Source organism: Polynucleobacter sp. VK25, assembly GCF_018687355.1.
In the GTDB taxonomy this organism is placed as follows: domain Bacteria; phylum Pseudomonadota; class Gammaproteobacteria; order Burkholderiales; family Burkholderiaceae; genus Polynucleobacter.
Genome location: NZ_CP061288.1, coordinates 639,547 through 665,084, shown reverse-complemented (window position 1 = coordinate 665,084; position 25,538 = coordinate 639,547). Strand labels below are relative to the sequence as shown.

Annotated in this window: 22 protein-coding genes, 1 other RNA gene and 1 pseudogene; 4 read left to right on the top strand and 20 right to left on the bottom strand. The window is 46.5% G+C overall.

All coding sequences use genetic code 11. The features are described from left to right. Positions 1-6 precede the first annotated feature (6 nt). From AOC21_RS03550 to dnaX, 5 genes are all read right to left on the bottom strand, one after another. Positions 7-1,509 carry a TolC family protein gene (locus tag AOC21_RS03550; RefSeq protein ID WP_251371569.1) on the bottom strand — a complete coding sequence of 501 codons (1,503 nt, stop codon included), beginning with the start codon at positions 1,507-1,509 and terminating at the stop codon, positions 7-9. Between the two features lie 228 nt (positions 1,510-1,737). Then, positions 1,738-3,153, bottom strand: a complete 1,416-nt coding sequence (locus tag AOC21_RS03545; RefSeq protein WP_215392408.1) for a carbohydrate porin — start codon at positions 3,151-3,153, stop codon at positions 1,738-1,740. 243 nt (positions 3,154-3,396) lie between these two features. Continuing rightward, positions 3,397-4,011: a recombination mediator RecR gene (recR, locus tag AOC21_RS03540; protein ID WP_215392407.1), complete on the bottom strand. Its 615-nt coding sequence runs from the start codon at positions 4,009-4,011 to the stop codon at positions 3,397-3,399. 28 nt (positions 4,012-4,039) lie between these two features. After that, positions 4,040-4,363 carry a YbaB/EbfC family nucleoid-associated protein gene (locus AOC21_RS03535; protein ID WP_215321825.1) on the bottom strand — a complete coding sequence of 108 codons (324 nt, stop codon included), beginning with the start codon at positions 4,361-4,363 and terminating at the stop codon, positions 4,040-4,042. A gap of 39 nt (positions 4,364-4,402) precedes the next feature. After that, entirely contained in the window at positions 4,403-6,058 is a 1,656-nt protein-coding gene (gene dnaX, locus AOC21_RS03530; RefSeq protein ID WP_215392406.1) for a DNA polymerase III subunit gamma/tau, read from the bottom strand. Positions 6,059-6,090: 32 nt separating this feature from the next. Here dnaX and ffs point away from each other — a divergent pair. Together ffs and AOC21_RS03520 are read left to right on the top strand one after the other, a co-directional pair. Beyond that, positions 6,091-6,189: signal recognition particle sRNA small type (gene ffs / locus AOC21_RS03525), an RNA gene on the top strand. Positions 6,190-6,481: 292 nt separating this feature from the next. Then, the gene (locus AOC21_RS03520) at positions 6,482-7,141 is read left to right on the top strand and encodes a putative quorum-sensing-regulated virulence factor (RefSeq protein ID WP_215392405.1); all 660 of its coding nucleotides are present in this window, start codon (positions 6,482-6,484) and stop codon (positions 7,139-7,141) included. 44 nt (positions 7,142-7,185) lie between these two features. On the opposite strand, the gene AOC21_RS03515 is transcribed toward AOC21_RS03520, so the two are convergent. The 15 genes from AOC21_RS03515 to AOC21_RS03445 all read right to left on the bottom strand — a co-directional run bounded on the left by AOC21_RS03515 (position 7,186) and on the right by AOC21_RS03445 (position 24,672). After that, the gene (locus AOC21_RS03515) at positions 7,186-8,148 is read right to left on the bottom strand and encodes a tripartite tricarboxylate transporter substrate binding protein (RefSeq protein WP_215392404.1); all 963 of its coding nucleotides are present in this window, start codon (positions 8,146-8,148) and stop codon (positions 7,186-7,188) included. A 39-nt stretch (positions 8,149-8,187) separates the two neighbouring features. Next, entirely contained in the window at positions 8,188-9,168 is a 981-nt protein-coding gene (locus AOC21_RS03510; RefSeq protein ID WP_251371568.1) for a zinc-binding dehydrogenase, read from the bottom strand. 58 nt (positions 9,169-9,226) lie between these two features. Next, a complete protein-coding gene (locus AOC21_RS03505) occupies positions 9,227-10,042 on the bottom strand; it encodes an enoyl-CoA hydratase (protein WP_215392403.1) in 816 nt (271 codons plus the stop codon). Continuing rightward, positions 10,042-11,232 (bottom strand): CaiB/BaiF CoA-transferase family protein, encoded by a 1,191-nt coding sequence (locus AOC21_RS03500; RefSeq protein WP_215392402.1) that lies wholly within the window; start codon positions 11,230-11,232, stop codon positions 10,042-10,044. Before AOC21_RS03500 ends, AOC21_RS03505 begins: the two co-directional genes overlap by 1 nt. Before the next feature lie 50 nt (positions 11,233-11,282). Then, positions 11,283-12,299 (bottom strand): D-2-hydroxyacid dehydrogenase, encoded by a 1,017-nt coding sequence (locus tag AOC21_RS03495; protein ID WP_215392401.1) that lies wholly within the window; start codon positions 12,297-12,299, stop codon positions 11,283-11,285. A 212-nt stretch (positions 12,300-12,511) separates the two neighbouring features. After that, on the bottom strand, positions 12,512-13,297 hold the full coding sequence (locus AOC21_RS03490) for a class II aldolase/adducin family protein (protein ID WP_215392400.1): 786 nt from the start codon (positions 13,295-13,297) through the stop codon (positions 12,512-12,514). Positions 13,298-13,316: 19 nt separating this feature from the next. After that, entirely contained in the window at positions 13,317-14,675 is a 1,359-nt protein-coding gene (locus AOC21_RS03485) for an MmgE/PrpD family protein (protein ID WP_215392399.1), read from the bottom strand. Between the two features lie 3 nt (positions 14,676-14,678). Beyond that, positions 14,679-15,653 (bottom strand): tripartite tricarboxylate transporter substrate binding protein, encoded by a 975-nt coding sequence (locus AOC21_RS03480; protein ID WP_251371567.1) that lies wholly within the window; start codon positions 15,651-15,653, stop codon positions 14,679-14,681. A gap of 61 nt (positions 15,654-15,714) precedes the next feature. Beyond that, positions 15,715-16,860 carry an acyl-CoA dehydrogenase family protein gene (locus AOC21_RS03475; protein WP_215392398.1) on the bottom strand — a complete coding sequence of 382 codons (1,146 nt, stop codon included), beginning with the start codon at positions 16,858-16,860 and terminating at the stop codon, positions 15,715-15,717. A gap of 41 nt (positions 16,861-16,901) precedes the next feature. Further along, the gene (locus tag AOC21_RS03470; protein ID WP_215392397.1) at positions 16,902-17,852 is read right to left on the bottom strand and encodes a D-2-hydroxyacid dehydrogenase family protein; all 951 of its coding nucleotides are present in this window, start codon (positions 17,850-17,852) and stop codon (positions 16,902-16,904) included. A gap of 20 nt (positions 17,853-17,872) precedes the next feature. Continuing rightward, positions 17,873-19,915: a 3-hydroxyacyl-CoA dehydrogenase NAD-binding domain-containing protein gene (locus AOC21_RS03465; RefSeq protein WP_215392396.1), complete on the bottom strand. Its 2,043-nt coding sequence runs from the start codon at positions 19,913-19,915 to the stop codon at positions 17,873-17,875. Positions 19,916-19,923: 8 nt separating this feature from the next. Further along, entirely contained in the window at positions 19,924-20,742 is an 819-nt protein-coding gene (locus tag AOC21_RS03460; RefSeq protein ID WP_215392395.1) for an alpha/beta fold hydrolase, read from the bottom strand. A 5-nt stretch (positions 20,743-20,747) separates the two neighbouring features. Further along, positions 20,748-22,844, bottom strand: coding sequence for an acetate--CoA ligase family protein (locus AOC21_RS03455; protein ID WP_215392394.1), 2,097 nt, complete (start codon positions 22,842-22,844; stop codon positions 20,748-20,750). 9 nt (positions 22,845-22,853) lie between these two features. Continuing rightward, entirely contained in the window at positions 22,854-23,651 is a 798-nt protein-coding gene (locus AOC21_RS03450) for an enoyl-CoA hydratase/isomerase family protein (RefSeq protein ID WP_215392393.1), read from the bottom strand. A 22-nt stretch (positions 23,652-23,673) separates the two neighbouring features. Next, on the bottom strand, positions 23,674-24,672 hold the full coding sequence (locus AOC21_RS03445; protein ID WP_371817800.1) for a tripartite tricarboxylate transporter substrate binding protein: 999 nt from the start codon (positions 24,670-24,672) through the stop codon (positions 23,674-23,676). A gap of 86 nt (positions 24,673-24,758) precedes the next feature. Here AOC21_RS03445 and AOC21_RS10170 point away from each other — a divergent pair. After that, a pseudogene (locus AOC21_RS10170) lies at positions 24,759-24,935 on the top strand (helix-turn-helix domain-containing protein); the annotation flags it as partial. 108 nt (positions 24,936-25,043) lie between these two features. Next, the gene (locus AOC21_RS10115; protein WP_251371623.1) at positions 25,044-25,535 is read left to right on the top strand and encodes a hypothetical protein; all 492 of its coding nucleotides are present in this window, start codon (positions 25,044-25,046) and stop codon (positions 25,533-25,535) included. Positions 25,536-25,538 lie beyond the last annotated feature (3 nt).

The window sequence follows — 25,538 nt, the reverse complement described above, 5'->3', positions numbered from 1 at the left end:
TACTCCTTAAAAGGGTTCTTTACCCGCTGAAACCATTAATACCGCTTGTGCCTGCATAAGATTACTTTCGGCTTGTGCTAAAGCAATCTCTAAGTTACGCAATTGCGTTTGCGCAGTCAATAAATCATTAAAACCTTGGCCATTATTTGAGTATTGCGTTAAACCCACTTTATAGGCGGCATCCGCCTGAGGCACCTGGCGATCTTTCAGAAACTGGGCTTGATTCTTGGCTTGCTCGTAAACAGCGTAAGCCGTATTCACAGCCAGCACAATTTGCTGACGATTCGAGATATTGCCCGCTTCTGCGGCTGCTTGATTGCGTTGTGCCTGCTCTACTCCATACTTTTCTTTAGTGAAGAAGTACAAAGGAATGATCAGATCCAATTCAAATTGATAAAACAATGCGCCATTGTTTGCAGAAAATGGACCGCGCGGCGTATAGGATGATCCAATCACCTGAAAGTCTGGTAAGTATGCTTTCTTGGCTAGATCCACACCTTTGCGTGCTGCGTCCAGTTGCAATGCTGAACTCTTTAACGATGGATGACTAGTTTCTGCGTAGTCTTCCAATTCAATTAAGGTGGGTACGCCGTTGATTGCGCGACGAACATCACCACGCAATACCAGTTTTTCACGAGAGTGACGGCCGACCAAGGTGTTAATGTTTTTCAAGGCAACATCGAGTTGACGCTCTACATTGAACTGATCCGCCTGTGCTGCACTTTGCGCTACTTGAGCATTCAGGAACTCTACATAGGCCGCAGCATTATTGGCATAACGCGCTTTTGCAACATTCTTGATCATCTCCAAGCGCATCACAGACTCTTTAAGTACTTGTAATTGCTTTTGCGCAGATAGAGCGCCGTAGTACAAGGTTGAAAGCTGTGCTCCAAGCTGGAGATACGTAGATTCAGAACTTGCCAATAAAGCTTCTGCATTGGTATCAGCGATATCCGCAGCAAGACTTTTCTTACCTGGGAACTGAAAAGGTTGCGCAACTGAGATCGAGTTATTGCTACTAATCCCACCGCCTCCAGGATTGTTTGGTGAAGGCGCATTTGCCCCACCCAAAGCAAATGGAGAGTTCGCTGGCATACCTGACCACACTAAACCCACTTGTGGATTAGCTGGGGCCGCAATTTGAGGAACCGTTGCCTTGGCAGATAAGTAAGACTCACGCAATGAAGATAGTTGCGGATTATTCACCTTCAACTCATTCCAGAGTTGACGCAAATCCATCTCCGTCGGCCCAGATGAAACAGGCTTGGTATAAATTTTGGGAGTGTTTGCCTTGGTTACTGGAGCAAACATTTCTGCAGCTTTTGAGTTTGCGCCAAGCTGTGAGCTGATAGAGGGCGGTGTCGCTAGTAAAGTATCACCAGCCTGAACAGTTACGCTTCCTGGAGCGCTATTCGCAGGTGTTTGGGCAAGTGCTGAAACAGAAAAGATGGAGGCACAAACAACAACAGCGGCCATTGCAAATGGAGTCGCGCTATTGAGTGGTTTCACTACGCTAGTTTTATGTTTCCTGAGAATCAACAAAAGCTGCTGCCTCTAAATCAAAAAATGCTGTTTTTATAGTCCCAGAAGCAGATTTAGAACCTATCTACACCCATTTCTGAGGGTTTTAAGGATTATAGGGGACAAAAGCCAAAAGTCGAATAATTGAGAATCTCTATGTTATTGATTCTAAAGATAATAATTAAGACTAGATTGCGTCAATTGCCATTAAAACCTTTAAAACTCGGCATGTATCCTAAAAGATAGGATATTTACTGGACCGCGAGCTGCGTTATAGGCTGGATTATTGATGTGCTGAAAGTTCAATCCAGCCAGAACATTCTTAATCACGGTGGCGTTGTAATACACCTCGCCGATACGCTCTGGACGATACGAAATCGTCTGACTTGGTCCAGCATAGTCGCCGATAAAGTAAGACACCCCACCCGACTGGAGATAGTTTCTTCTGTAGCTAGATAAGCCGTTTTGCATCATCGAGATACCAATCGAATCTTTAGGGCGACTCCAACTTGTACCGTTCATACCTAAGCCGACTGATAAGGAATTATCTGCTTCGGTAAAGGACATTGTTTCTGTATGACCATCGGATGTAAAGGCACGGCCATAGATACCAAGATCTCTAGTTAAGGCCTGCTCTCCATTAACACCAATACCGGTTTTATATTGATAGTTATTGCGCACATTATTAATAGCTTGTGTGCCCTGCGCATTATTTGCTACAACATAATTTGTTGCATCTTGAAAACGCGCCAAGATCATTCTGTTGCGATAAGCCAGCACACTGACCTTGCCAGGCAAATCGGCAATATTGTGCTGACGCTCTACTTCAACTTGATCACCATAGGTATTGAAGATTTGCCAATTGAGATCACGGCCATTTGGATTCTTTGGAGCAAGCATGCGAGAAGCTCTCAATACCCAGTTATTCAGGTACCACTCACCCGCCAAGCCAGTGCTGTAACCACGGGCATCGGCTGCATAGTCATAAGCCAAATAGGTCATATTGCCCCAGTTCATAAACTGTACGCGGGGATCTTTAGCGTAACGGCTGTCGTCAAAGATATCTAAAGTAGAAAACTGACCAGCAGTAACTACTACGCGATTACTACTAACTGTCTGAGTAATTTGGTTGGCTTCGTTTTCAAGAACGATCTTATCGCCCTCTTGATTAATTGTCTGACGCAAGAATGCACGTGCGGAATAGAACTTGGCCTGCGCGCCATTCGCCTTGGTTGCTTCGCCATTACTAAATCCACCAAGACCAGTGAGCCCAGAAAATGGCACGCCAGAAATCACCTCGGGGTTGAAATATATATCGGTATTCGGAGCTACACGTGCACCAAAGAATAAAGTACCTGACCAGGTATAGCTCATTGACTTCAATGAAGACATACTGTTCTGACCAGAGTAGCTGGACGTAAAGTTGTTGTAACGCTGGTTTACGTAAGTTGTTTGACCGTGCACGTTAACCGGTAAACCAAAGAGCTCACCTTCCGTTGGCAAACCATGAATCGCTTCGGCAAAACTGGCGATTTGGTCCGAGCCAGATCCCGCCTTCTGCGCGAACGCAGTTGCTCCGAAGAATGTGCAAATAATGCTCAACAGGAGGAGGAGATAAATCTTGCGGGTCATTCACAATTTCTAATTGGGGTGCCAGTGCTATGCAATGGCAACTTGCCGATAGGGAAAATTAGGCAAACACAGCTTGAGATTGAAGCTCAAGGGTGGTGCAGACCAAATTATCCCCAAAAAGAGGCAATTTACCTAGTCTTTATGTCCTAGAGATGGCAGATGAAGGGGAATCACTGCTAGATTGGGCTCACACTGGTCTTTGCTTGTGCCCTGAAAACAACTCACCACCAAGACTAAGAAGAATTAACGGCGGTCCATTAAGGCGCGAGCTAGTGTGCCGGCGTCCACATACTCGAGTTCACCGCCAACTGGGATACCGCGAGCGATGCGAGTGACCTTGATGCCTTTAGCTTTTAGTACTTCACCAATGTAATGGGCCGTGGCCTCACCTTCGCTCGTGAAATTGGTTGCTAACACTACTTCTCGTATAGCTACACCAGTATCGGGAGCCTCAATACGAGCGAGCAGGCGATCAAAGCCGATTTCGTTTGGGCCCATACCATCGAGTGGTGAAAGGCGGCCCATCAATACAAAGTAATTGCCTTTGAAACTGAGAGTTTGCTCGACCATCACTTGGTCTGCAGGTGTTTCCACAATGCACAGCAAAGAAGGGTCACGACGACCATCAGAGCAAGTGCCACAGATCTGTGTTTCTGAAAACGTATTGCAACGCGCGCAATGTCCTACTGTTTCCACCGCTTCGCCCAATGACTGAGCAAGTACAGCCGCACCATTACGATCATGCTGCAATAGATAGAACGCCATACGCTGAGCAGACTTCGGACCCACTCCTGGCAACACGCGTAATGCCTCAATCAAACGACCGAGTGCATCTTGAGGTGCTTCTATGCGCGCCATGTAATCAGAACTTTATATTTAAAAAGAGTTAGAACGGCAGCTTGAAGCCAGGGGGCATAGGCATACCAGCAGTAGCGCCAGACATCATTTGTGCGCTGGCAGCTTCCACCTGTTTGAATGCCTCTGTGTAGGCAGTCACGATCAAGTCTTCCAACATCTCGCGATCATCCATTGCACCCGGATCAATCTGCACACGCTTGAGTTCGTATTTGCCAGAGATGCTTACCTTAACTAAGCCACCAGCCGCTTGGCCAGTCACTTCCAACGCAGCCAATTCGGCTTGCGCAGTTTTCATTTTCTCTTGCATCTGCTGAGCCTGTTTCATGAGGCCAGCAAGTCCACCTTTCATCATCGCTTTATTTCCTTAGTACTTTTGAATGTTGATATTGAATTAAAGTGGCTTAACAGAGCCGCCAACTACTTTGGCACCAAACTCTTTTTCTAATTGTTGAATGAATGGATCGGCAGCAATCATTTGTTCAGCGTTCATTCTTTTCTCTTGATGAATCTGGGCATCAACCTTGGCAACAGTCTTGCCTTCTACTTCACCCTTCTCAATCACGATCTTCACTGGCTTACCAAAGTGAGCAGTAAGTGCATCAGCCAAACGACCAACAGATGCATCAGAAGCTAACTGTGGCATTGGCGTCACAATCGTTGCACGCACTCCAGCCGCTGAATCATTCCAATCTTGTAGCTCAGTCTGAAACGCTAACTGCTGCACCATTCCCTTCACAGGTAACTGACGCATCAAGGCGTGCCAGTCTGGGCGCTCAGCTGAGCTAGCTACAGTAGCTGGAGCGGATACCGTAGTTGCTGGGGCTGGAGCTGCTGGCTTAGCGGCAGGTGCTAGTGCAGACGCTTTTGCTGCTGGCATTGAAGGCGCTGGACGAGCAGTATTTACTGGCGGGGATGATGGCGCTGGAGAAGAATTACCTCCCCCACCATTACCGGGACGAAACGCCAACATACGCAACAGCGTCATGGCGAAACCGGTTTGCTCATCCGGTGCGAGCGATAAATCAGGACGGCTTGTAATGGTGATTTGATAGAAGAGTTGCACTTCTTCTTTTGTGAGTTGACCTGCCAAGCGACGAATCTCGCCTGCTTCTGGCCAATCTTCTAAAACAGATTCAGGCACAACTTGCGCTGCTGCAATCTTTTGCAACAAGCTAGAGAGATCTTGCAATGCTAATGAGAAAGACATGCTGCGCTCACCCATTTCGTTTGCGACTGCTAGAAGGCTTGCGCCGTCTTTAGCAATCAAGCAATCCAGAATGCGAATGAGATAAGCATCATCTAAGGTACCAAGCATGCCGCGCACTGACTCTTCACTTACTTTGCCAGCGGCGTAAGCAATAGCTTGATCAGTGAGTGATAGCGCATCACGCATTGAGCCTTGCGCCGCTTTAGCCAAAACACGTAGGGCATTGACTTCGCATTCGACCTTTTCAGCAGCGAGTACTTTTTCGAGATGCTCAACGATGAGCGGTACCGGCATTTGCTTGAGGTTGAACTGCAAGCAACGCGACAGAATGGTTACTGGGATCTTTTGTGGGTCGGTAGTCGCCAGAATAAATTTAACGTGCTCTGGAGGCTCTTCCAACGTTTTGAGCATGGCATTAAAGGCATGATTGGTGAGCATGTGCACCTCGTCAATCATGTAGACCTTGTAGCGTGCATTGCTTGGTGCGTAAGCTGCTTTTTCCAGAAGAGAGGCAATATCGTCAACACCACGATTACTTGCAGCATCCATCTCGATATAGTCAACAAAGCGACCTGCATCGATTTCCATACAGGCTGGGCATTTTCCGCATGGCTCTGAAGTCATCTTGCCGGAACCATCAGATCCTGTGCAATTGAGAGCTTTAGCCATAATTCGGGCTATTGTTGTCTTGCCTACCCCACGAGTACCCGTAAACAGCCATGCATGGTGTAAACGCCCCTGGTCCAAGGCATGAGTCAGAGCCTTAACCACATGGTCTTGGCCTACTAATTCAGAGAAGGTTTTGGGGCGCCACGAACGGGCTAATGCCAATGCTGTCATGTCTTACATTCTAACAAGCTAAAATGGAATTGGATGGGCCTCCCCGCATGGTGGGTTGGATAACCTGGTCAGGTCGGGAACGAAGCAGCCAAACCCAATTTCTGCCAGTGCCGGGGGCTTGGCTCATCCACCCTTCCCCCATCAAAAACAGCGATTCAGAAGATCTTCAGAATCCTAAAAATCCCCCAAATCATCCAAATAATTAGCAAAACTAGGACAGTTCGTGCGTCCAACGAGATTCTAAATAACTGCAGGTGCTTATGGGAACACTCAATAGACACTCGCAAAGCAGGCCCTCCTCTATATCGAAAGACTGAGCGTAGAACTTTGTGATCTGACTGAATAGGGGATGAAGATGATTTAGGTGTAGGCGAACTGATACACAAGGCACAATAGATCTACATCACCCTAATAAAAGTCACCATGTCCCAAGCCATTATTTTCGACGTAGAAGCAACCGATAAGAATGATGCTGTCATTATTGAAGCAGCCTCATTAGACGTCACCTCTATTAATCCCTTTGAAGTGGGTAATCCTTGGGTACAACGTTACAACCCAGGCAAGCCTATTAGTCTGGGTGCGCTCGCTACCCATCACATCATGGATGAAGAGTTGGTCAATTGCCCGGCAAGCAGCTCTTTTAGATTACCTGCAGGCACTAAATATTTAATTGGTCACAATATCGACTTTGATTGGGTTGCTATTGGTAGTCCTGAAGTAAAACGCATCTGCACACTGGCGCTGGCACGCAGTCTTTGGCCTAATTTAGATAGTCATACCCAAAGCGCCCTGCTCTATTACTTCGAACGCGATACAGCCAGAGATCAATTGCGTAATGCGCATAGCGCCTTAGCGGATGTTTGGATCTGCTCAAAAATTGTTGCTCAAATTATTGAGAAGTTGCATCCAGCCTCTTTGGATGCTCTATGGGAGATGTCCGAAAAAGCCAGAATCCCCACGGTAATGCCCTATGGGAAACATAAAGGTGAACTCATTAGCCAAGTACCTAGTGATTACAAACAGTGGTTGCTACGTCAAGATAATGTTTCGGGATATCTGCGTAAAGCGCTTGAGGCAAAATAAAAAAAGGGGGTATTAACCCCCTTCTTCGTTTTTGATCAGCCTGATTAATCTACCGTTATTTCCGTAGTTTTAACGAGCTTCACCCAAAACTTTTCATCCTCCGCCAAGAACTTAGCAAATGCTGCTGGAGAAGCTGATGTAGAAACATCGGTTCCTTCGCGAGCTAATGAAGCCTTTAGATTAGGATTTTTGAGGGCAATTTGAGTGGCATCAAAAATCTTTTGAACAACCTCAGGAGGAGTGCCCGCTGGCAGAAATAAGCCGTACCAAAACTCGATCGAATAATCTGGCAGCCCTGCTTCACGCATGCCTGGCAGGCCCGGCGCTAAAGATGAGCGCTCTCTTGATGAAATTGCCAAACCCTTTAAACGTCCCGCTTGAACCATCGGCAATACAGAGGGTGGAGTCCCAAAAGTCAGCTGGGTATCGCCGGCAATAACAGATTGCACTGCAAGCGCGCCTCCACGAAACGGAATATGGGTCATCTTTACATCAGCAACTTGCCCAAAAAGTGCACCAGCCAAATGAGGAGCAGAGCCATTTCCAGAAGAGCTGTAGTTCAGGCCACCTGGATCCTGTTTTGCTTTTGCGATTAACTCTTTTATGCTGTTTATTTTGGCGCCTGGATAAGCAGCAATCACGATTGGTGAGCTGGTTACCTTTGACACTGGCAATAGATCGCTTGCCTTATAGGTCAACTTTGAGTTCAGAGCAGGGTTCACAGAAATGCTACTTGGGCTAGCAAGCAAAATGGTGTAGCCATCAGGCGCAGATTTAGCTACCTGGTCAGCAGCAATACTAGATCCTGCTCCAGGCTTATTTTCAACAATAATCGATTGTCCCAATGCCTGCCCCAAAGGCACGCTGAGGTTACGCGCCACATAATCTGCAGCACCACCGGGGGTAAAGCCGACAACTAACTTAATGGGCTTATTAGGATAAGACTGAGCGTGCAGACTACTCATCATTACAGCCAATATCAGCGGAACAAATAATCGTAACTTCATCGTCATCTCCTAACTACTTTTTTATTTTGTAACTACTGTTTATGGTGTTCCTGCTAGGACAATTTTCCCTAAGTGCTGATTTCCATCCATCATTGCCTTCGCCTCTAATAGATTTTCAAAGGGGATGGTTTTGTAAATCATAGGTGTTACTTGCCCCGCTTCTACTAAAGGCAGGATTTGCTTCTTAAAAGCAGGTAGTGATTCAGCGCGTTGCTCTGGGGTGCGTAATTTATTCGATACACCAAACAGGCTTAGGCGTTTAGCATGCAAGGCTTCAATATCGATCTCAGCCTTTAATACGCCATCAACATAACCTACGGTTGCCAAGCGCCCCTGGAATGCCATGGAGCGCACACATTCTGCGAATACTGAACCGCCAACGGTATTGATGACTAAATCAATACCTTTACCATCAGTTGCCTTCATTACAGCATCATAGAAATTCGGTGCACGTGTGCAGATACCCAAATCAAGTCCTTGTTCACGCAGCTGATCTAGCTTCTCTTGCGATCCAGAGGTACCAATCACTTTTGCACCCAGTGCTTTTGCCATTGCTAGCGCAGTAACGCCAACACCTGATGTAACGCCTGTCACCAGAACCCACTCCCCGGACTTAACATGCCCCTGCAATACCAACATGTCGAATACTACCAACGAAGTCAGAGGTAATGCGGCTGCTTGTTCCCAAGTTAATGATTTTGGTGCGTGCATGATTTCACGCTCTGTCATCAAGGCATATTCTGCAAAAGCACCTGGGCAGCGGCCCATGACACGATCGCCCACCTTAAAACCAGTAACTGCAGAACCGCAGGCAACAACCTCACCTGAGGCTTCCATGCCAATTTGCTTTGCAGTACCTGCTTTATGAAGACCATGACCAAGAATGAATTCACCACGATTTAAGCCAGCAGCTTTTACGCGAATCAATAACTGATCTGGTCCTGGCTTAGGTTGCTCAACCTCGCGCAACTCAATCTGTGCATTTACGCCATCGCTTTGCATCCAATATGACTTCATCATTTACTTTCTAAATTACTTTGTATTGTTGTTTCTGAATTGTTGTTTCTGAATTATTGATTTACTTGCCGCGGAATACCGGTTTACGCTTTTCCATAAAGGCACGTCTACCCTCGGCGTAATCCTCGCTCTCGAAGCAATCCTTGATCAACTGACGGCAGTGATCGTGATCTACTTCAGGGGAGGGCTTCAATATCTCTGCAATGATGGCTTTACCAGCACCCACAGTAATTGGGGCATTTTCTGCTAAAGCTTTTTTGTATTCAGTCTCTAGGGCATCTAACTTACCTGCTTCGCAGATACGGGTGATCAAACCTACATCATGTGCTTCTGCAGCATTAATACGTCTTGCAGTAAAGAACAAGTCCTTAGCTACTGCAGGTCCAACTAAATCGACTAAATTCTTGAGCGCGGAGTAGCGATAGCCCAAACCTAAGCGTGCAGCTGGAATAGAAAAAACAGAATCATCTGCCGCAATACGAATATCACAACACATTGCTACGTTGACACCACCACCAATGCAATAGCCTTTGATACGCGCTAAGGTTGGCTTGCTGAAGTTATAAATACCCATAAGCGCTTGCTCGGCCATCAGCTCATAACGTGCAACCGCTTCTTTTGCAGCACGCATATCTTCAAACTGAGTAATATCTGCACCAGAAACAAATGCCTTTTCACCTGCGCCTGAGAAAACCACCAAACGAATACGCTCATCAGTTTCAGCGACATGAAGTAAGGGCGTGACCGCCTCCCACATGTCTACTGAGAGTGCATTGTGACGCTCAGGGTTATTAAACTGAATTTGTAGAGTACTGCCATCTTCGTCGAGCCAGACTTTAACGCGCTCAGTGCTAGATTGATAAGTAACTGCGCTCATTAATACACTCCTTTAGATTTCAGAACAGCGAGCTCGGCCGCTTCCAGGCCAATCTCTTTCAAAATTTCTTCACTATGCTCGCCACGCTTAGGGGCGGCACGGGCAATCGTGCTTGGGGTTCTCTCAAGCTGCATTGGTTGTCCAACAAGACGTTGTGGGCCATGATGCTTGGACACCACCTCTTTCACAATACCTAAATGCTGTACTTGAGCTTCTTCAAATACCCCTTTGACATCGTTTATAAGACCACAAGCAACGCCACCAGCATTAAAGCGCTCCACCCAATATGCGCAATCTTGCGCTGCTAGGCGGCGATTGATTTCAGCATTAATGGAGTCTCGGTTAATAGATCTGCCCTGCTTATCTTTATAACGCTCATCAGTTACCCACTCAGGGGCACCAAGAATGTCACAAAAACGCTCCCATATTTTTGATCCAAAGACAGCGATATTCATATAACCGTCTTTAGCTTTATAAACACCTGTAGGAATACTGGTCGGATGGTAGTTGCCTGCCTGGGTTGGTACATCACCTTCAATTAACCAGCGCGAGGTTTGGAAGTCCATCATATAAACCATGGATTCCAATAAAGAGGTGTGCAGCCACTGGCCTTTACCTGAAGCATCACGCTCGAGCAATGCAACTAATATTCCCTGAGCAGCGAAGATGCCGGCACATAGGTCCGCAATCGGAATGCCAACGCGCATTGGGCCCTCTCCAGGCATTCCTGTAACAGACATCAAACCACTCATACCTTGAGCAATTTGATCAAAGCCCGGTCTTTGTGCTAACGGACCGCTTTGGCCAAAACCAGAAATACTGGCATACACCAAGCCTGGATGGTCTTTACTCAAGGTTTCGTAATCAATTCCCAAACGAAACTTCACATCAGGCCGGAAGTTCTCCACGACAACATCAGCGCTCGCAATCAACTTCTTGAGGATTGCAATGCCCTCAGGCTCCTTGAGATTTAAGGTAATCGAGCGCTTATTACGATGGGTGTACTGATAGTCAGATCCATCTTGTCCGCCTAAGGTGTCATCGCCACGCATGTGATCCGGCATTTGCACCTGGATAACATCGGCTCCCCAATCGGCTAACTGGCGACAGGCTGTAGGGCCTGCCCTGACTTGGGTCAGATCAATGACACGAAAACGCGCTAGAGCGGCAGAGGCTGGTAAATGCGGCATAAGTTCAACTCGATTCAATAAAAAATATGGTGGGTGTTATCTATATACATCTATTCAGTAACAATTTGATTTTTGAGCTTCTCGCCATGAGCAAATAAACGCAAATTCTCAACAAACAATTCCAATACCCTCTTTTCATTTCCGGCGGAATGGCCAGCCGAATGAGGTGTAACAATGACATTCTCCATAGCCCAAAGAGGCGATCTGGTTTCTAGTGGTTCGGATGCAAATACATCCAAGTAAGCGCCAGCCAGTTTTTGATTGTTGAGTGCCTCAATCAAGTCTGGCTCAACAATAATCTCTCCGCGAGCAATATTGATGACCTGTGCACCATTAGGCAAAAGCTGAATTGTGTCCTTATTAATCAGGCCGCGCGTCTCACTACTTAATGGGCAAGCAATAACAAGCCATTGCGCTTGGGGCAATACTTGAGCCAATTCCGAAATATGGCGCGCCTGATCTAGGGCTGGCTTGCCATCTTTCAATGCGTTATTGAAACCAACGGAAATCGTCTTGACGCCGATTGCCTGCAATACTCTCGCAATGCTGCCACCGATTGGGCCCCGCCCAATAATGACTGCAGTTTGACCAGCCAGATCCAATGGAAGTGGATGGCTGATTAATGGATCCCATCTTCGCTCGGCCTGGGCCTTGAGCATTAAGGGAAATTTTCTAGCCAACATCAATATTCCAGCGATAGCGTTTTGCATCACGATGGGCGCATTAACACCGGAAGAGCCTGAAATAATTACTCCGCGAGCCATCAAATCCAAATAGATTTGACGATCAGCGCCAGCAGAATGAATTTGCACCCAGCGCAATTCAGAAGCATTAAGCAATAAGTCATAAAACCCTTGGGTTGAAGGAATAATTTTTTGCTTGGTTGATGTAGCAGTCACATCTCTTGAAATCAGGGCAGCATCAAACTCAACTCCCGGAGTCTGATCTTCAGCTACGAGCAGACTGACTTGGCTATTCCCCTCGCTTTTTAAGAGCGCATCTAATTCACCAAAGGCTTTTTGGCTAACCAGTATTCGCAACGGTGCTTGAGGGTTAAGAGAGGACATGGGTGGTGTCTTAATAGACGACGTGACTAAAGTGCTTCAGAAAAGCATAGCGATGGATAGGGATCGACATGATCCATCCTTGTAAATTCAGTTGCCGCATTAATGTCTCCAGCGTTGCCGCTTGTATTTTTATGGTGCTGCTCTTTTTATGGTCGGGTTCGATTCTATGACCCCGCCGCACTCAATCCTACCTCAAATTAGGTATTTTTGAGTTACTCCTTAAAGGTCGGATCCATGCGCTCAACCATACGCAATAGGGCAGGCCATTCCATCAGGCCGTAAGGGCGACGAGTCTGAGGCTGGTAGTTCATATAGGTTTCCTGAAGGACTTCAGCAGGCACCTCTTGTAATGGGGTGTTACATGCCATAGCCGCCAATTGCGCCCTACAGGAGGTCTCTAAGCGATGCATCCAGTTAAAGGCTTCGCCCACTGACCTACCGACTGTTAGCAAGCCATGATTGCGCAAAATCATGGCTTCAGCACTCCCCAAATCTTTGACCAACACCTCTTGCTCAGCCAGGTCTAGCACTACCCCCATATAGTCGTGATAACTAATCTTGAGAAAGCGCATGGAAGTTTGGTTGATTGGCAATAGCCCGCACTTAAGCGAGGAAATTGCCATACCTGCTGGTGTATGCGTATGAATTACACAATCTACCTCAGGACGCGCTTTATGCACCGCGCTATGTAAGATATAACCGGGTTTATTAAAGCCGTAGTTCAACTCGCCAAAGTCAGGCTTAAATAAGACTTCTCCATCATGATTAATTTTGATGAAGCATGAGGCAGTCATTTCTTCATACATCATGCCGTATGGGTTCGTTAAAAATGCACCCTCTTCACCTGGTACGCGAATGGTAATGTGATTGGCCAACATGTCAGACATGCCGTAGTGAGCAATCAATCGATAACAAGCAGCTAAGTCAATCCGAGCCTTCCATTCTTCTGGGCTGACTTGGTTTTTAAGAGAAGCTAGTTGCAAACGACTGAAATTCATTTTCATCACCTCTTGAGAGCTAAGCTGACATTTTCGACCATAACTCTGCCACTTTTCTGACCTTCATATCAGGACTTTCCAGCACCTTGCTAGCTAAAGCCTGCGCCTGCTCAAGCCCTACCCTAGGCTCTGCTAACTCATGGAATTTATCCACTAGTTCTTGATCCGTTAAGGGCTCATCCGGATCGCCATGACGTGTGAGTTGATGATGCCGATATACAGTGCCATCAACCAATTCAATTTCCACTTTGGCTGAACGATGCACCGGAAAGTGAGAAGCGCATTCCGGATCAATGAAAAGTGTTACCTTTTCTTCCATTGCATAAATTTCTGGATTACTTAATGCGCTTGGCAAAAATGCCTTTTCTCGCACGCGGCCCAGAATGATTCTGGCTGATACCGTATAGGTGAGACTAAATTTGGCCTCGAATGGAGATTTTGGATGTACATAGTGGCAAACCTCAACCGTTGGCTTATAGCCCCCAACCCGAATGTGTTTGATGTCATTGGCAGCAATATTGTGCGTATTTAATAGATGGGAAACAGCATCAATTGCTGGAAAGGTATGTCCACAGCATCCATGATTCTTAAACGTCATCTGCTCAATATTCCAAACTTTACCCAGATCCTGAAACAGCAGATCCCAGCGAGGGTTTTCGCATAAGGCGGCGCCAAAGCCAGCATCACCCTCTAATAAATCAGGTGTACCCGTCATCCCTACTTGCGCCAATAGGGCGGCATTTAAACCCACCTCAGCGGCATGGCCTGGGTGCATTGGCTTGGTCATAGAATCCGAACGAAAGGCTTGCTGCAGGCCACTAGCGAAAGTTCCTGCAGTAGCCATGGCATCACAAGCCTGAGCGGCATTTAGCCTCAATAAATGAGCGCAGGCTGCTGCCGCTCCAAATACCCCGACTGTGCCAGTCGTATGAAAATACTGATAGTGACTTGGCTGAATGACTTTACTAATACGAGTAGACACCTCGTAACCAACAATAATGGCTGCCAGCAGGTCATGCAATGATTTATCTTGCGATTCAGCCAATGCAAATGCTGCTGATATTGTTGGGCAAGCCGGGTGATATGCGCCATCGCGAAAAATATCATCAAATTCTGCAATATGACTAATGGTGCCATTCATAAATGCAGCTGCTCTAGCAAAAGTTTTTTTCGAGCTACCAGCAATGCTGCAGTCTCCTACACCCAACTCTTCACGATATCCATTGCGCAGCTTTTCTGCCACTTCGGTATCGCTACCAGCAATGAGGGCGCCATGCCAATCCAAGAGTGCGCGTCGCGCACTGTGGATAGTCTTAGGTGAAAAGTGGGATTGGTAGCTACCCTCAATAAAGCTACCGAATTGCTCAAGCAAGGTCATCGATTACTCGGGCTTTGCGCCAGACGCTTTCACAATAGGCGCCCAGAGCGCGTAATCATTGCGCACAAATTTAGTAAATTCCTGAACATTCATTGGCACGGGGTCCGCCCCCAAGCCTAGGAGCTTCTGTTTAATATTGGGCTCCTCTAGGATGCTGAGGGTTGTTTCATTTAACTTCTTCACGATTGCTGGATTTGTGCCTGCTGGCGCAAAAAATCCAAACCAAGCGCCAGTCGCAATGTCGACACCCAATTCATTTAATGTTGGTAAATCAGGCATTGCACTGATTCTCTTTTTAGATGAAACGGCAATCGCATTTAACTGCCCTGCCTTAATTAATGGCACAACCGATGGCGCTGTTGCAAACATAAATTGCAAACGGCCCGCTACCAAATCACGAGTAGCCTCTGCCCCTTTATAAGGAATATGAGTGGCATCCATATTCATCTTTTGTGCAAACAGAAAGCTAATCAAATGCGCGGTAGTTCCAATCCCGGTAGAGCCATAGTTAATAGCGCCAGGATTGGCTTTTAAATATGCAGTAAATTCTCTCCAGTTTTTGATGCCGCTACTTGAAGGCACAGCCAAGATGTTTGGCACATCACCTAGTAGTGCAACAGGCTGCAATGCTTTTTGAGGATTGACCGGCAAATTACCGAACAAGGTTGGGTTAATTGAAATCGGACCGATTGAGCTGGCTAATAAGGTATATCCATCGGGGGCCGCACGACCCACAATCTCAGTACCCAAGTTACCGGCAGCGCCAGGCTTATTCTCAATAATGACTGGCACCTTCCAGCGAATACTCATCTGATTACCCACTTCACGCGCCAAGATATCGGTAGTGCCACCTGCAGTGAATGACACAATAATTTTGATGGGCTTATCCGGATAGCTTGCCGTTGATTGCGCAAATGCGCTAGAACCCAATGTCAATACACAACCCATAGATACTGCTAGCGATTGAATCATTTTCATGTTGATTGTCTCTTTGTTTATTTTTAGTTTTGCTTAGCTTAATACTAATTATTTTGCCCTACTATGCCCGTTGATTAAAGCGCCTGTCAAATACCTCTTCAGCAATTCTATTTTTTAGAATCTCGATAGACCCGCCAGCAATCATCCAGCCGCGGGTTCGCCTAACGCAATACTCCACCAAGGTTTCTTGGCTATAACCGGTAGCGCCCATAATTTGCAAGGCTTCGTTAGCAACTTCAAAACCGGTGTTGTTACAAATTAACTTAGCGGCGGTCGTTTCATATGCCGAAGGCAAGCCACCTTCCGCGTTTACAGCCGCCCTGTAGAGCATTAACTGGGCTGCGTCGAGTTTGACTGCCATTTCTGCAAACTTCCATTGGATGCCCTGAAATTCACAAATCTGCTTACCAAATTGTTCACGTACAGAGGCATACTCTTTGGCCTTATTAAACGCATAGCGCCCCAAGGCAAGTGCACGTGAAGAATTGCCAATGCGCTCGACGTTAAATCCACTAATTTGCTTTTTAAATCCACCAGGGCCTAAGAGCAATCCAGCATCCGAAACAAAACAATCCTCGAAATACAGTTGCGACCACTCTTCCCCACTCATAAAGCTATTAGGTTGACCAACAGTCAAGCCTGGTGCATCTCGCTCTACCAGGACTGAGCCAATGCCATCTAATCCGGGACCAAATCGAACATAAACTAAAAATAGACCTGCTTCTGGACTGTGCGTCGAGAACACTTTAGAACCATTAATAAGATATCCACCATCCACCTTCTTTGCAGAAGTAGCTAACTCGGTGACAGCAGAACCTGCGCCAGGTTCGCTCATTCCCAAGCCTAGGATTTTTTTACCAGCAAGTAAGTCAGGTAAATATTTTTCTTTCTGCTCTTCACTGGCGTATTCAACAAAAGTTCTAATCGCGCCAAAATTGCCGGCCTGCACGACGTCTGCTGATTTAGGACAATGTAACGCTACTTCCTGAATAGCAATGACGGCGTCCATGAGGGTGCCCCCCATCCCGCCATCCTTTTCAGGAAAAGCAATGCCTAGCAAGCCTTGCGCACTAATCTTTTGCGCAATCGCCCAAGGATATTCTGGACTGTGTGCTCGCTCTAATGCGCCAGGAGCCAATTCTTTTTCAGCAAACTTACCTACCGCATCCGCAAAGGCTTTTTGCTCGCTGTTTAAATGAAAGTCCATTTATCTTTCCTATTTATATTTATCTATTTTTATTTGCTGATTTAGATCACTACATTCTGTGGTGAACCATCTACATAAGCATTAATGTTGTCAAAGGCGATACCAAAATATGCTTCGTAGTTGTCTTTCTCTACAAACCCAATGTGAGGCGTACATAAGCAGTTTGATAGATGTAATAGCGGATGATCCGCACCCAAGACTGGTTCAGACTCATAGGTGTCTACTGCGGCATATCCAGGTTTGCCTAGTTTCAGCGCAGCCTCTAAAGCACCTGCTTCAATCAATTCAGCTCGACTGGCGTTTACCAATAAGGATGTTGGTTTCATCATTGCCAAATCTGATGCCCGAATAACGCCGCGCGTCTCATCATTTAACCTCAGCTGAAGACAGACTATGTCGCTATTGCGGAAAAATGCTTCTTTACTTGATGCAACGTCATAACCAGCCTGCTTGGCTTTTTCTAAGCTCGAATCTCGACCCCACACCAAAGGCTTTGCCCCAAAAGCCTTACCTAGATCGCAGACCTGCTTACCAATTCGGCCAAATCCATAGACACCCAAGATCTTGCCTGATAGTTGGCTTCCCACAAAACCTTGCCACTGACCGCCTTTGAGTCGGTTGACCTCATCAACGAATTTGCGTAAAGCAGCCAAAATTAAGAGCATATTCAGTTCAGCGGTAGCGGCGCCAGAACCGCGACCATCCATCACCACAATGCCTTTTGCTTTGCAGGCATCCAGATCAACATGCGACGCCATTTTTCCGGTTTGAGAGATAAGCTTGAGTTTTGGCAGGCGATCTAATAATGCTTTGTCAATCACGGTTCTTTCGCGGATAAGCACAATGGCTTCAGCATTCTTAAAACGATCTGCGAGTGCCTCTACACCAGTTACCGTATCGTTGTGTATTTCTACAGTATGGTTTTTAAGCCTCTCAAAACAGCTGAGTTGGCGAATGCCATCCTGGTAGTCGTCGGAAATAACAATGTGCATTTAATTTCCCGATCTATTTTCTATTTAAATAAGACATTCAGATTGGCACGCTTAAATCCAGGGCCACTTTGCTTCTCAAGAACACCCATTGCAGTAGTTAACTTTTCTAAACCCATCTCATGAGCGATAAATACAGGGCCACCTTGCCAACGCGGGAACCCGTATCCATTGACTAAAGCAATATCACAATCAGTGGCATCACTTACTACCGCCTCAGATACTAAGTGTGCAACTTCATTGATCATAACAAGCAAGACGCGATCAACAATTTCTTGAGAAGAAAATGGTCTTCTCACCATATTCTTGGCTGCACTTGCTTTATCAATCACTTGATGAACCCAAGGATCTACCGTCCTCTTTCCGGCGCTGTCATAAGCATAGTATCCAGACCCCGTCTTACGGCCAAAGCGACCCTCTATACATAAGACATCCGGAATATTTACATACCGATGCCCCGGATCTCGTGAAGCTGCTTGGCTCTTACGCATTGCCCAAGCAATATCCAAGCCAGACATATCCGCAACAGCAAAAGGGCCCATGGCAAAACCAAATTCTTCGAGCGCTTTATCAATCTGCTCTGGATACGCACCCTCTTCCAGCATGAACTCACATTGCCGACGGTAGGCTGCATAAATACGATTGCCAATAAAACCAAATGCATTAGCGCTGATGACCGGGGTCTTACCCAATCGCTTTGCAAACAATAAGCCTGTTGCGATAACGGCATCTGCAGTTTCTTTAAGTCGAATGATTTCCATCAACTTCATGATATTGGCCGGGCTAAAGAAATGCAGTCCAAACACCCGCGCAGGATTGCGGGTTTTTGCTGCAATTACCTCAATATCTAAATAGGAGGTGTTGGTTGCCAGCAATGCGTCCGCTTTAGCATGCTCATCGATTTGCTTGAATACAGCATGCTTTACTTCCATATCCTCAAAGACTGCTTCAATAATGAGGTCGGCAGAGGCAATATCAGCCCATTGCGAAGAATGTGTAAAGCGTCCCAAGGCTGCAGCAACCTTTTCGGCACTCATCTTGCCATTCATTAAGCGAGCGCCATAAAAGTCCTCAACCTTTTTCACACCATTTACCAATGAAGTAGCACTTTGATCTAATAGATGCACTGAGTAGCCAGCAGACAAACAGGCGATCGCTATGCCAGACCCCATTGTGCCAGCGCCAATGACTGCTATACCGTCAACTGTTTTTGCTTGTGTCCCGTTTGAGCTCAAAGCTTTAAATAGCTTACGTTCGGCAAAAAACTGATGACGCAACGCTTTTGCTTCAGTCGAGATGCGCAGCGCTTGAAAGACCTCGCGCTCTTTTGCTAGGCCCTGATCAATTGGGAGTGTCATTGCATTGAGGATCATCTCAATTGCCATTTTGATTTGTGGGCGACTTTTGCCAGCCCTTAAAGCCTTTTGAGTGGCCGTCTCAATATTTACCGTCTCAGCTCTCGGTGTCGCTAGATCACGAACGCGTGATTTTTTACCGCCCAACGCTAACGCCAAGCTGATGGCGTGAGCTAATAAGTCCTCACGCACGACTTTGATAACAATACCCAGTTTTAATGCTTCATCAGCCTTAATGCGAGTAGCCCCACAGATCAGCTCTATAGATTTCTCAATGCCAATAATTCTGGGTAAACGTTGCGTGCCGCCTGCGCCAGGAATAATCCCTAAGCTGACCTCTGGCAAACCGACTACCGCGCCTTCTTGGGCGATACGCGCGTCACAACCTAAAGCAAGCTCAAAGCCTCCGCCTAATGCAGCGCCATGAATCGCGCAAACTACAGGCTTAGAGCAATTCTCAATAGCAGCAATCACCTGCGGCAAATGTGGCTCTGCAAGCGGCAATGAAAATTCTTTAATATCAGAACCCGCAATAAATGTAGTGCCTGCACCAATGATGACCCCAGCCTGAGCTGCAGAATTTGCCTCAAGGGCAGTGATTGCATCCAATAAACCCTGGCGTACTTCTATAGAGCCCGCATTGATTGGCGGATTGTTCACGGTAATAACCATGACGCCTGACTCTAGGTGAGAAGTAACTTTAGTATTCATGTGCCGGCTTATTTGAACCACGCAATTAGGGATTGATTGATTTGATCAGGTTTTTCATACTGCACCCAATGACCTGCATCAAGAACAATTTCCGCAGATCTATTCGGCTTGCTATTCACCAATTTTTCAAGCAAATACTCTGGGGTGCAAGTCTTGTCATGTTCACCCCAAATGAATAGGGTTGGGCCAAGATACATCTCGAGCTGCTCTGCTAATCCACCAGGCCTTGCAATAGGCTTGCTTCTAAAACGTGTAGCTACACAAGCGTCGAGATGAATGCGTACAGCTAGCGGATCGACTCTGTCGTAGGAACTTAACATTTGCTGAAATAAGTTTTCGCGCATCACACGATGAAGCTCTTCTGTATTGCCGCTTTCGTGAGCCTCTTTCCAAGCTAGCAAATCACCCTTAGGACGGCGTGGGCCGCCATGACCTGCACTCCCTAATAGCGCCAGCTTTTGAACGCCTGCTCTTTGGTTTGCAATATGGGCAGCAACAAAACCGCCAAAAGAGAATCCAGCAATCTCAATTTGCACATCAGTACCGATCAAGGTATTGATCGTAGCAATCATGGGCTCAAGCATTCCCACCTGAAATTGACTGTCAAAGAATGAGGAATCTCCAAAGCCAGGCATATCTGGCACATATAAATGGAAGTGCTCAGCGAGTACCTCGATATTTTTGCGCCAATGCTCCCAACTGCCGTGACCACCATGCAACAAGATTAAAGGAGCGTTGCCATTACTGGCAGAACGAAACTCGTGCCACGAAACATGTCCATCCCTATAAGGGACTTGATGAACGGTCTTGATTTGCTCGAGTTGCATTCTATTTAGTTCAATACTGCAATACCATCGGCAGCCTTGACTCCACGGCCTTCGCCAAAAACAAAGATGGGGTTGATTTCACACTCTAGCAAACGATCTTCTAAAGCGGCTACCATTCCTGAAAACTGAACAATCGCCTTGACTAAGCTAGCAACATCACACTTTGCTCTACCCCTATAACCGACAAGCAATGGCCAGGTTTTTAATTCTTTCAGCATTTCTAGTGCCTCTTGCTCTGAGAATGATCTTCCGGGATGAATGAGTCGCATATGAGTGTCTTTAAATAACTCCGCTGTAACACCACCCATACCCACCAAAATAGCAGTCCCTAATGGATCGCGATGCATACCCACCATAAACTCAAGTCCACCTTGTGCCATTTCTTGAACCAAAAACTGTGAAATTGTCACGCCCGCTTTTGATTGAACGTCTGCAGACATCGAATTGATTTTGGCTGCAAGTTCAGAGGATGGGACATTTAGTGCAACTCCGCCAACCTCGGTTTTATGAAGAATCTCACTGGATAATATTTTTACAACTAACTTTTCACCCAATGCTTTAGCGGCGTCAAAATTGGTGCTGGCAGCATCAATAATCACCTCACGAACACCGGGAATTCCAAAAGCTGAAAAGAGGTTTTTTGCTTCGCTCTCATTGAGAGAGCCATGCATTGTGGCGATATCAAGCCCAGCAGGAATGCTGACGCTTGCACCCTGATCTACTTTGGATTCCTTTAGTTGGCTGGCATGCAACATGCTGCCTAGTGCGACGCTACAACTTTCTGGCTGTGAAAATGCTGGCACCCCAAGCTTCGTCATCAGCGCACCTGCGATGGGTGCATGAGGACTCACATAGGCAAGCACTGGCTTATCGCTGGTTTGCATACAATCACGAACCGCACCAGCCATGAGATCTGGCATAGATAAACTCGATGAGCCCAAAATCAAAATCAACGCATCATATGTAGGGCTATCCAATAGCGCACTGATTGCACCACGCAATAAATCAGGTTGCAGGCCCGCTAAGGTCACATCAATTGGATTGCGATCGAGCACCGCCTGATCGCCAGGCTGAAGAGCTCGCAAACGCTCGGCAGTTTTCTCATCAGGGGCTGGGGTTTCAAAGCCCCACTCGCCTAAACTATCAGCGACCAAGGTTCCAGCACCACCAGTAGAAGTCAAAACAGCAACACGCTTACCTTTTAGGACGCGTCCGGATGAGAGTGCAGCAGGAATATCTAAGAAATCTGAAAATTTATTGGCACGAATAATGCCTGTTTGCTTAAATAAGGCGTCATACATTTTGTCGGTGCCAGCCAAAGCACCTGTGTGCGAGACAGCCGCCTGAATACCGGCTTCAGATTTACCTACTTTATAAACAACGATAGGCTTGCCTGCTTTTTTAGCTCTCAGCGCTGAAGCACGAAACCGATCAGGATGACGAATACTCTCTATATAGAGAACAATCACCTTGGTGCTTGGGTCATCAACTAGATAATCTACAAAGTCAGCCAAACCAAGATCTGCTTCGTTACTTGTGGAGACTAGTTTTGATAAACCAAGACCACAAGCAGTAGCGCGAGATAAGAGGGAACCCAAAATACCGCCGCTTTGAGAAATCACGCTCACTGAGCCCTTAGGAAACTCATCCATCTCTAATGCACTACTTGGTGATAACGGAATGTCATCCGTAATGTTCACCATGCCAATGGTGTTTGGACCCAGGATACGCATACTGCCAGCAGCCTTAATTAGCTCTTCTTGTTTTTTTAAGCCCTCAGGACCATGTTCTGCAAATCCACTGGTTAATACAATGGCAGCAGGCGTCCCCAGTGCAGCCAGCTCTTTAACTGCAGTGAGCGCTTTATCCGTTCCCACCATGACAATAGCAACATCCGGCGTTTCTGGAAGGCTTGCGATGTCTGGGTAACACTTCAATCCCGCGATTTCTTCAACGCGCGGATTAATGGGATAGATCTTTCCTCTGAAATGGTGTTTTTGTAAATAGGCAATAGGTCTGCCAGCAGTTTTCTTTGGATCAGTTGACGCTCCAATGACCGCAATGCTGCGGGGCTCCATTAGCTTCTGAATTGCACTACTCATATCTTTACCTTATTTATTTTTTGCAGCTGCAGCTTTTTCTAAAAAAGCCAATACAGATTCACGATGCTCAGTGCTGGTGTAACAAATGCCCTGAGCTTGACTTCCTTGAGCGAACACTTGCGCAGCAGTCGTTTCAAAAGTTTGATTCAAGATAGTCTTGCCCAATGCAAGTGCAGTAGCAGAACCATGACTCATTTCTTTAGCCCAAGCTTGTGCATCTTGCACTAGTGATTCTGAATTCGTCACTTTATCCACAATGCCAATGCGCACAGCTTCATCGATATCCACTTTTCTACCTGAAAAGATCAATTCTTTTGCTTTTACCAAACCCACGCGTCTTGGCAAAAAGTACATACCGCCGCCATCAGGAATAATTCCACGATTGATATAGGACCAAGTGAAATTCGCAGCATCAGAGGCAATAATGAAATCACATGCCAAGGCAGTATCAGCCCCTAAACCGGATGCGGGGCCATTTACAGCAGCAATCACTGGCTTGGGCATGGTATGCAAAAGCGAAACTGCATGATGAACACGCTGCTGACGATGCCAGCCGTTAAAGGCCACCTCTCCTGCCGGCGCTTTCATCCGTTTTTCCATGCCGGAAATATCGCCACCTGCACAAAATCCTTTACCGTTGCCAGTCAAGACCAAGGCACGAATAGATTTATCAGCCGTAATCATCTCCAGGGCCTCGATAAATTCTGAGCGCATATCGTCGTTCATAGCATTACGCTTCTCTGGACGATTTAATCGTAAGGTAGCTATACCGTCATCAACGGTCAACTCAATTAATTGAAAAGTCATCACACTTCCTCGCTATGAATATTTAATCTGGACTAATGTTGGCATCTTTAATAACCTTGCGCCAACGAATTTCTTCAGCTTTTTCAAAGTTAGCAAAATCTTCTGGGGTGCCTGTTTTAATCATCAGGCCCTCGCTCTCCACTCTGCTTTTGAAGGTAGATGTTTGCGCTGCTTTTTTGATTGCTGCATTTAATTTATTAATCACATCTGGTGGAGTGCCCGCTGGCGCGTAGTAACCATACCAACTACCCGCGTTATAACCAGGCACGCCACTCTCTGCAACCGTAGGAAGCTTAGCTAAAGCTGGTGTTGTAGAGCGCGTTGGCGTAGTAACAGCAAGGGCTCGCAGCTTACCGGCATCTACTAGGCTTCCAACAGCTGAGGCAGTCGCAAACATCACGTCTACCTGTCCGCCAATTACATCAGTCAACGCTGGGCCAGCGCCCTTGTATGGCACGTGAGTTAATTTTGTCCCGGCCATAGAGTTAAACAGTTCGCCCGCCAGATGCGCTGACGTTCCGCCACCCTGCGATGCATAAGAGAGTTTTCCTGGATTTGCTTTTGCCGCCGCCAGAAATTCTATAAACGTTTTATAGGGACTATCTGCCGAGACCACCACAATATTCGGAGATACGCCAACCAATATCACTGGAGCGAAATCTTTATCTTGTGAGTAAGGCAACTTGGTCTTAAGGCTAGGGTTAACTGCATGCGCTAATGTCGCCACCACCAATGTGTAGCCATCTGGCGCACTTTTTGCCAAAGCATCTGTTCCGATGATAGTGCTGCCACCCGGCTTGTTATCAATCACGATAGGCTGACGCAAAGAATCAGACATTGGCACAGCCAGCGTTCTTGCTACGAGATCAGTACCACCACCCGGCGCAAATGGAACAATGACCTTGATGGGTTTATCGGGATAGGCTGCAAGAATTGAAGCACTCACTAAACAAGCCGTTAATCCAGTTAACAGACGAATTACAAAAGTCAGGCGCTCCCCTCTTTTCGGGCAATTACTCACACTAGTCTCCGCTTTTTGCTTATTAGGTTATTGATGCAGCAGTATCCCCCCATCCAACCCAGAAATTTATGGTTTAATTCCACTAGATGGAATTAAGAAAGCCCTCCTCCAAGCTCAACCGGTCCTTAGAACGCGGAATTGAGATCCTGCGCTGCTTCAAGCCTGGCATGAACTTGCTGGGAAATAGCGAGATTGCAGAGCGCACTGGACTACCCCCATCTACCGTTAGCCGCCTAACGCAAACCCTGGTCCTATCAGGCTTTTTGGAGCATGACAAACAGAAGTCCGCCTACCGCCTGGCTCCCACGGTACTAAGTCTGGGACACGCTTATAAAACCAGCTCGGTTGAGCTCAGATTGATTGAACCTCTGATGCGCAAAGCTTCTGAAAAAATGAAGCTTAATGTTGGCCTTGCTGTTGCCGATCGTCATGAGATGGTTTACCTAGAATCCATTCGATATACAAAAAATATTGCGCTTAGAACAGTTGCAGCTGGTCAAAGAGTGCCAATCGAGAGAACCTCACTTGGCAGAGCTTGGATTGCCAGCCTAGACCCTTCCAGCCGAGCTTCCCTGCTTTTAGAATTAAAAAATAGTGAGATAAAAAATTGGGGGCAAATAGAGCAGGAAATACGAGCAGCGATTGAATCTATGCAAAACAAAGGTTATTGTCTTGCTACTTGGTTACCTGAAATTTCCGCGATCTCTACTTCAATACAACTTTTAAATGGAAAACACGCCTCACTCAATTTAAGCACCCCAGCTGAAAGCCAGCTGAATGGTCTTCTTGAAAACTATGTACCAGCACTATTGGAATTAAAAGATAAGATTGATGCGGAACTGTACAAAATTAAACACACTTAATTA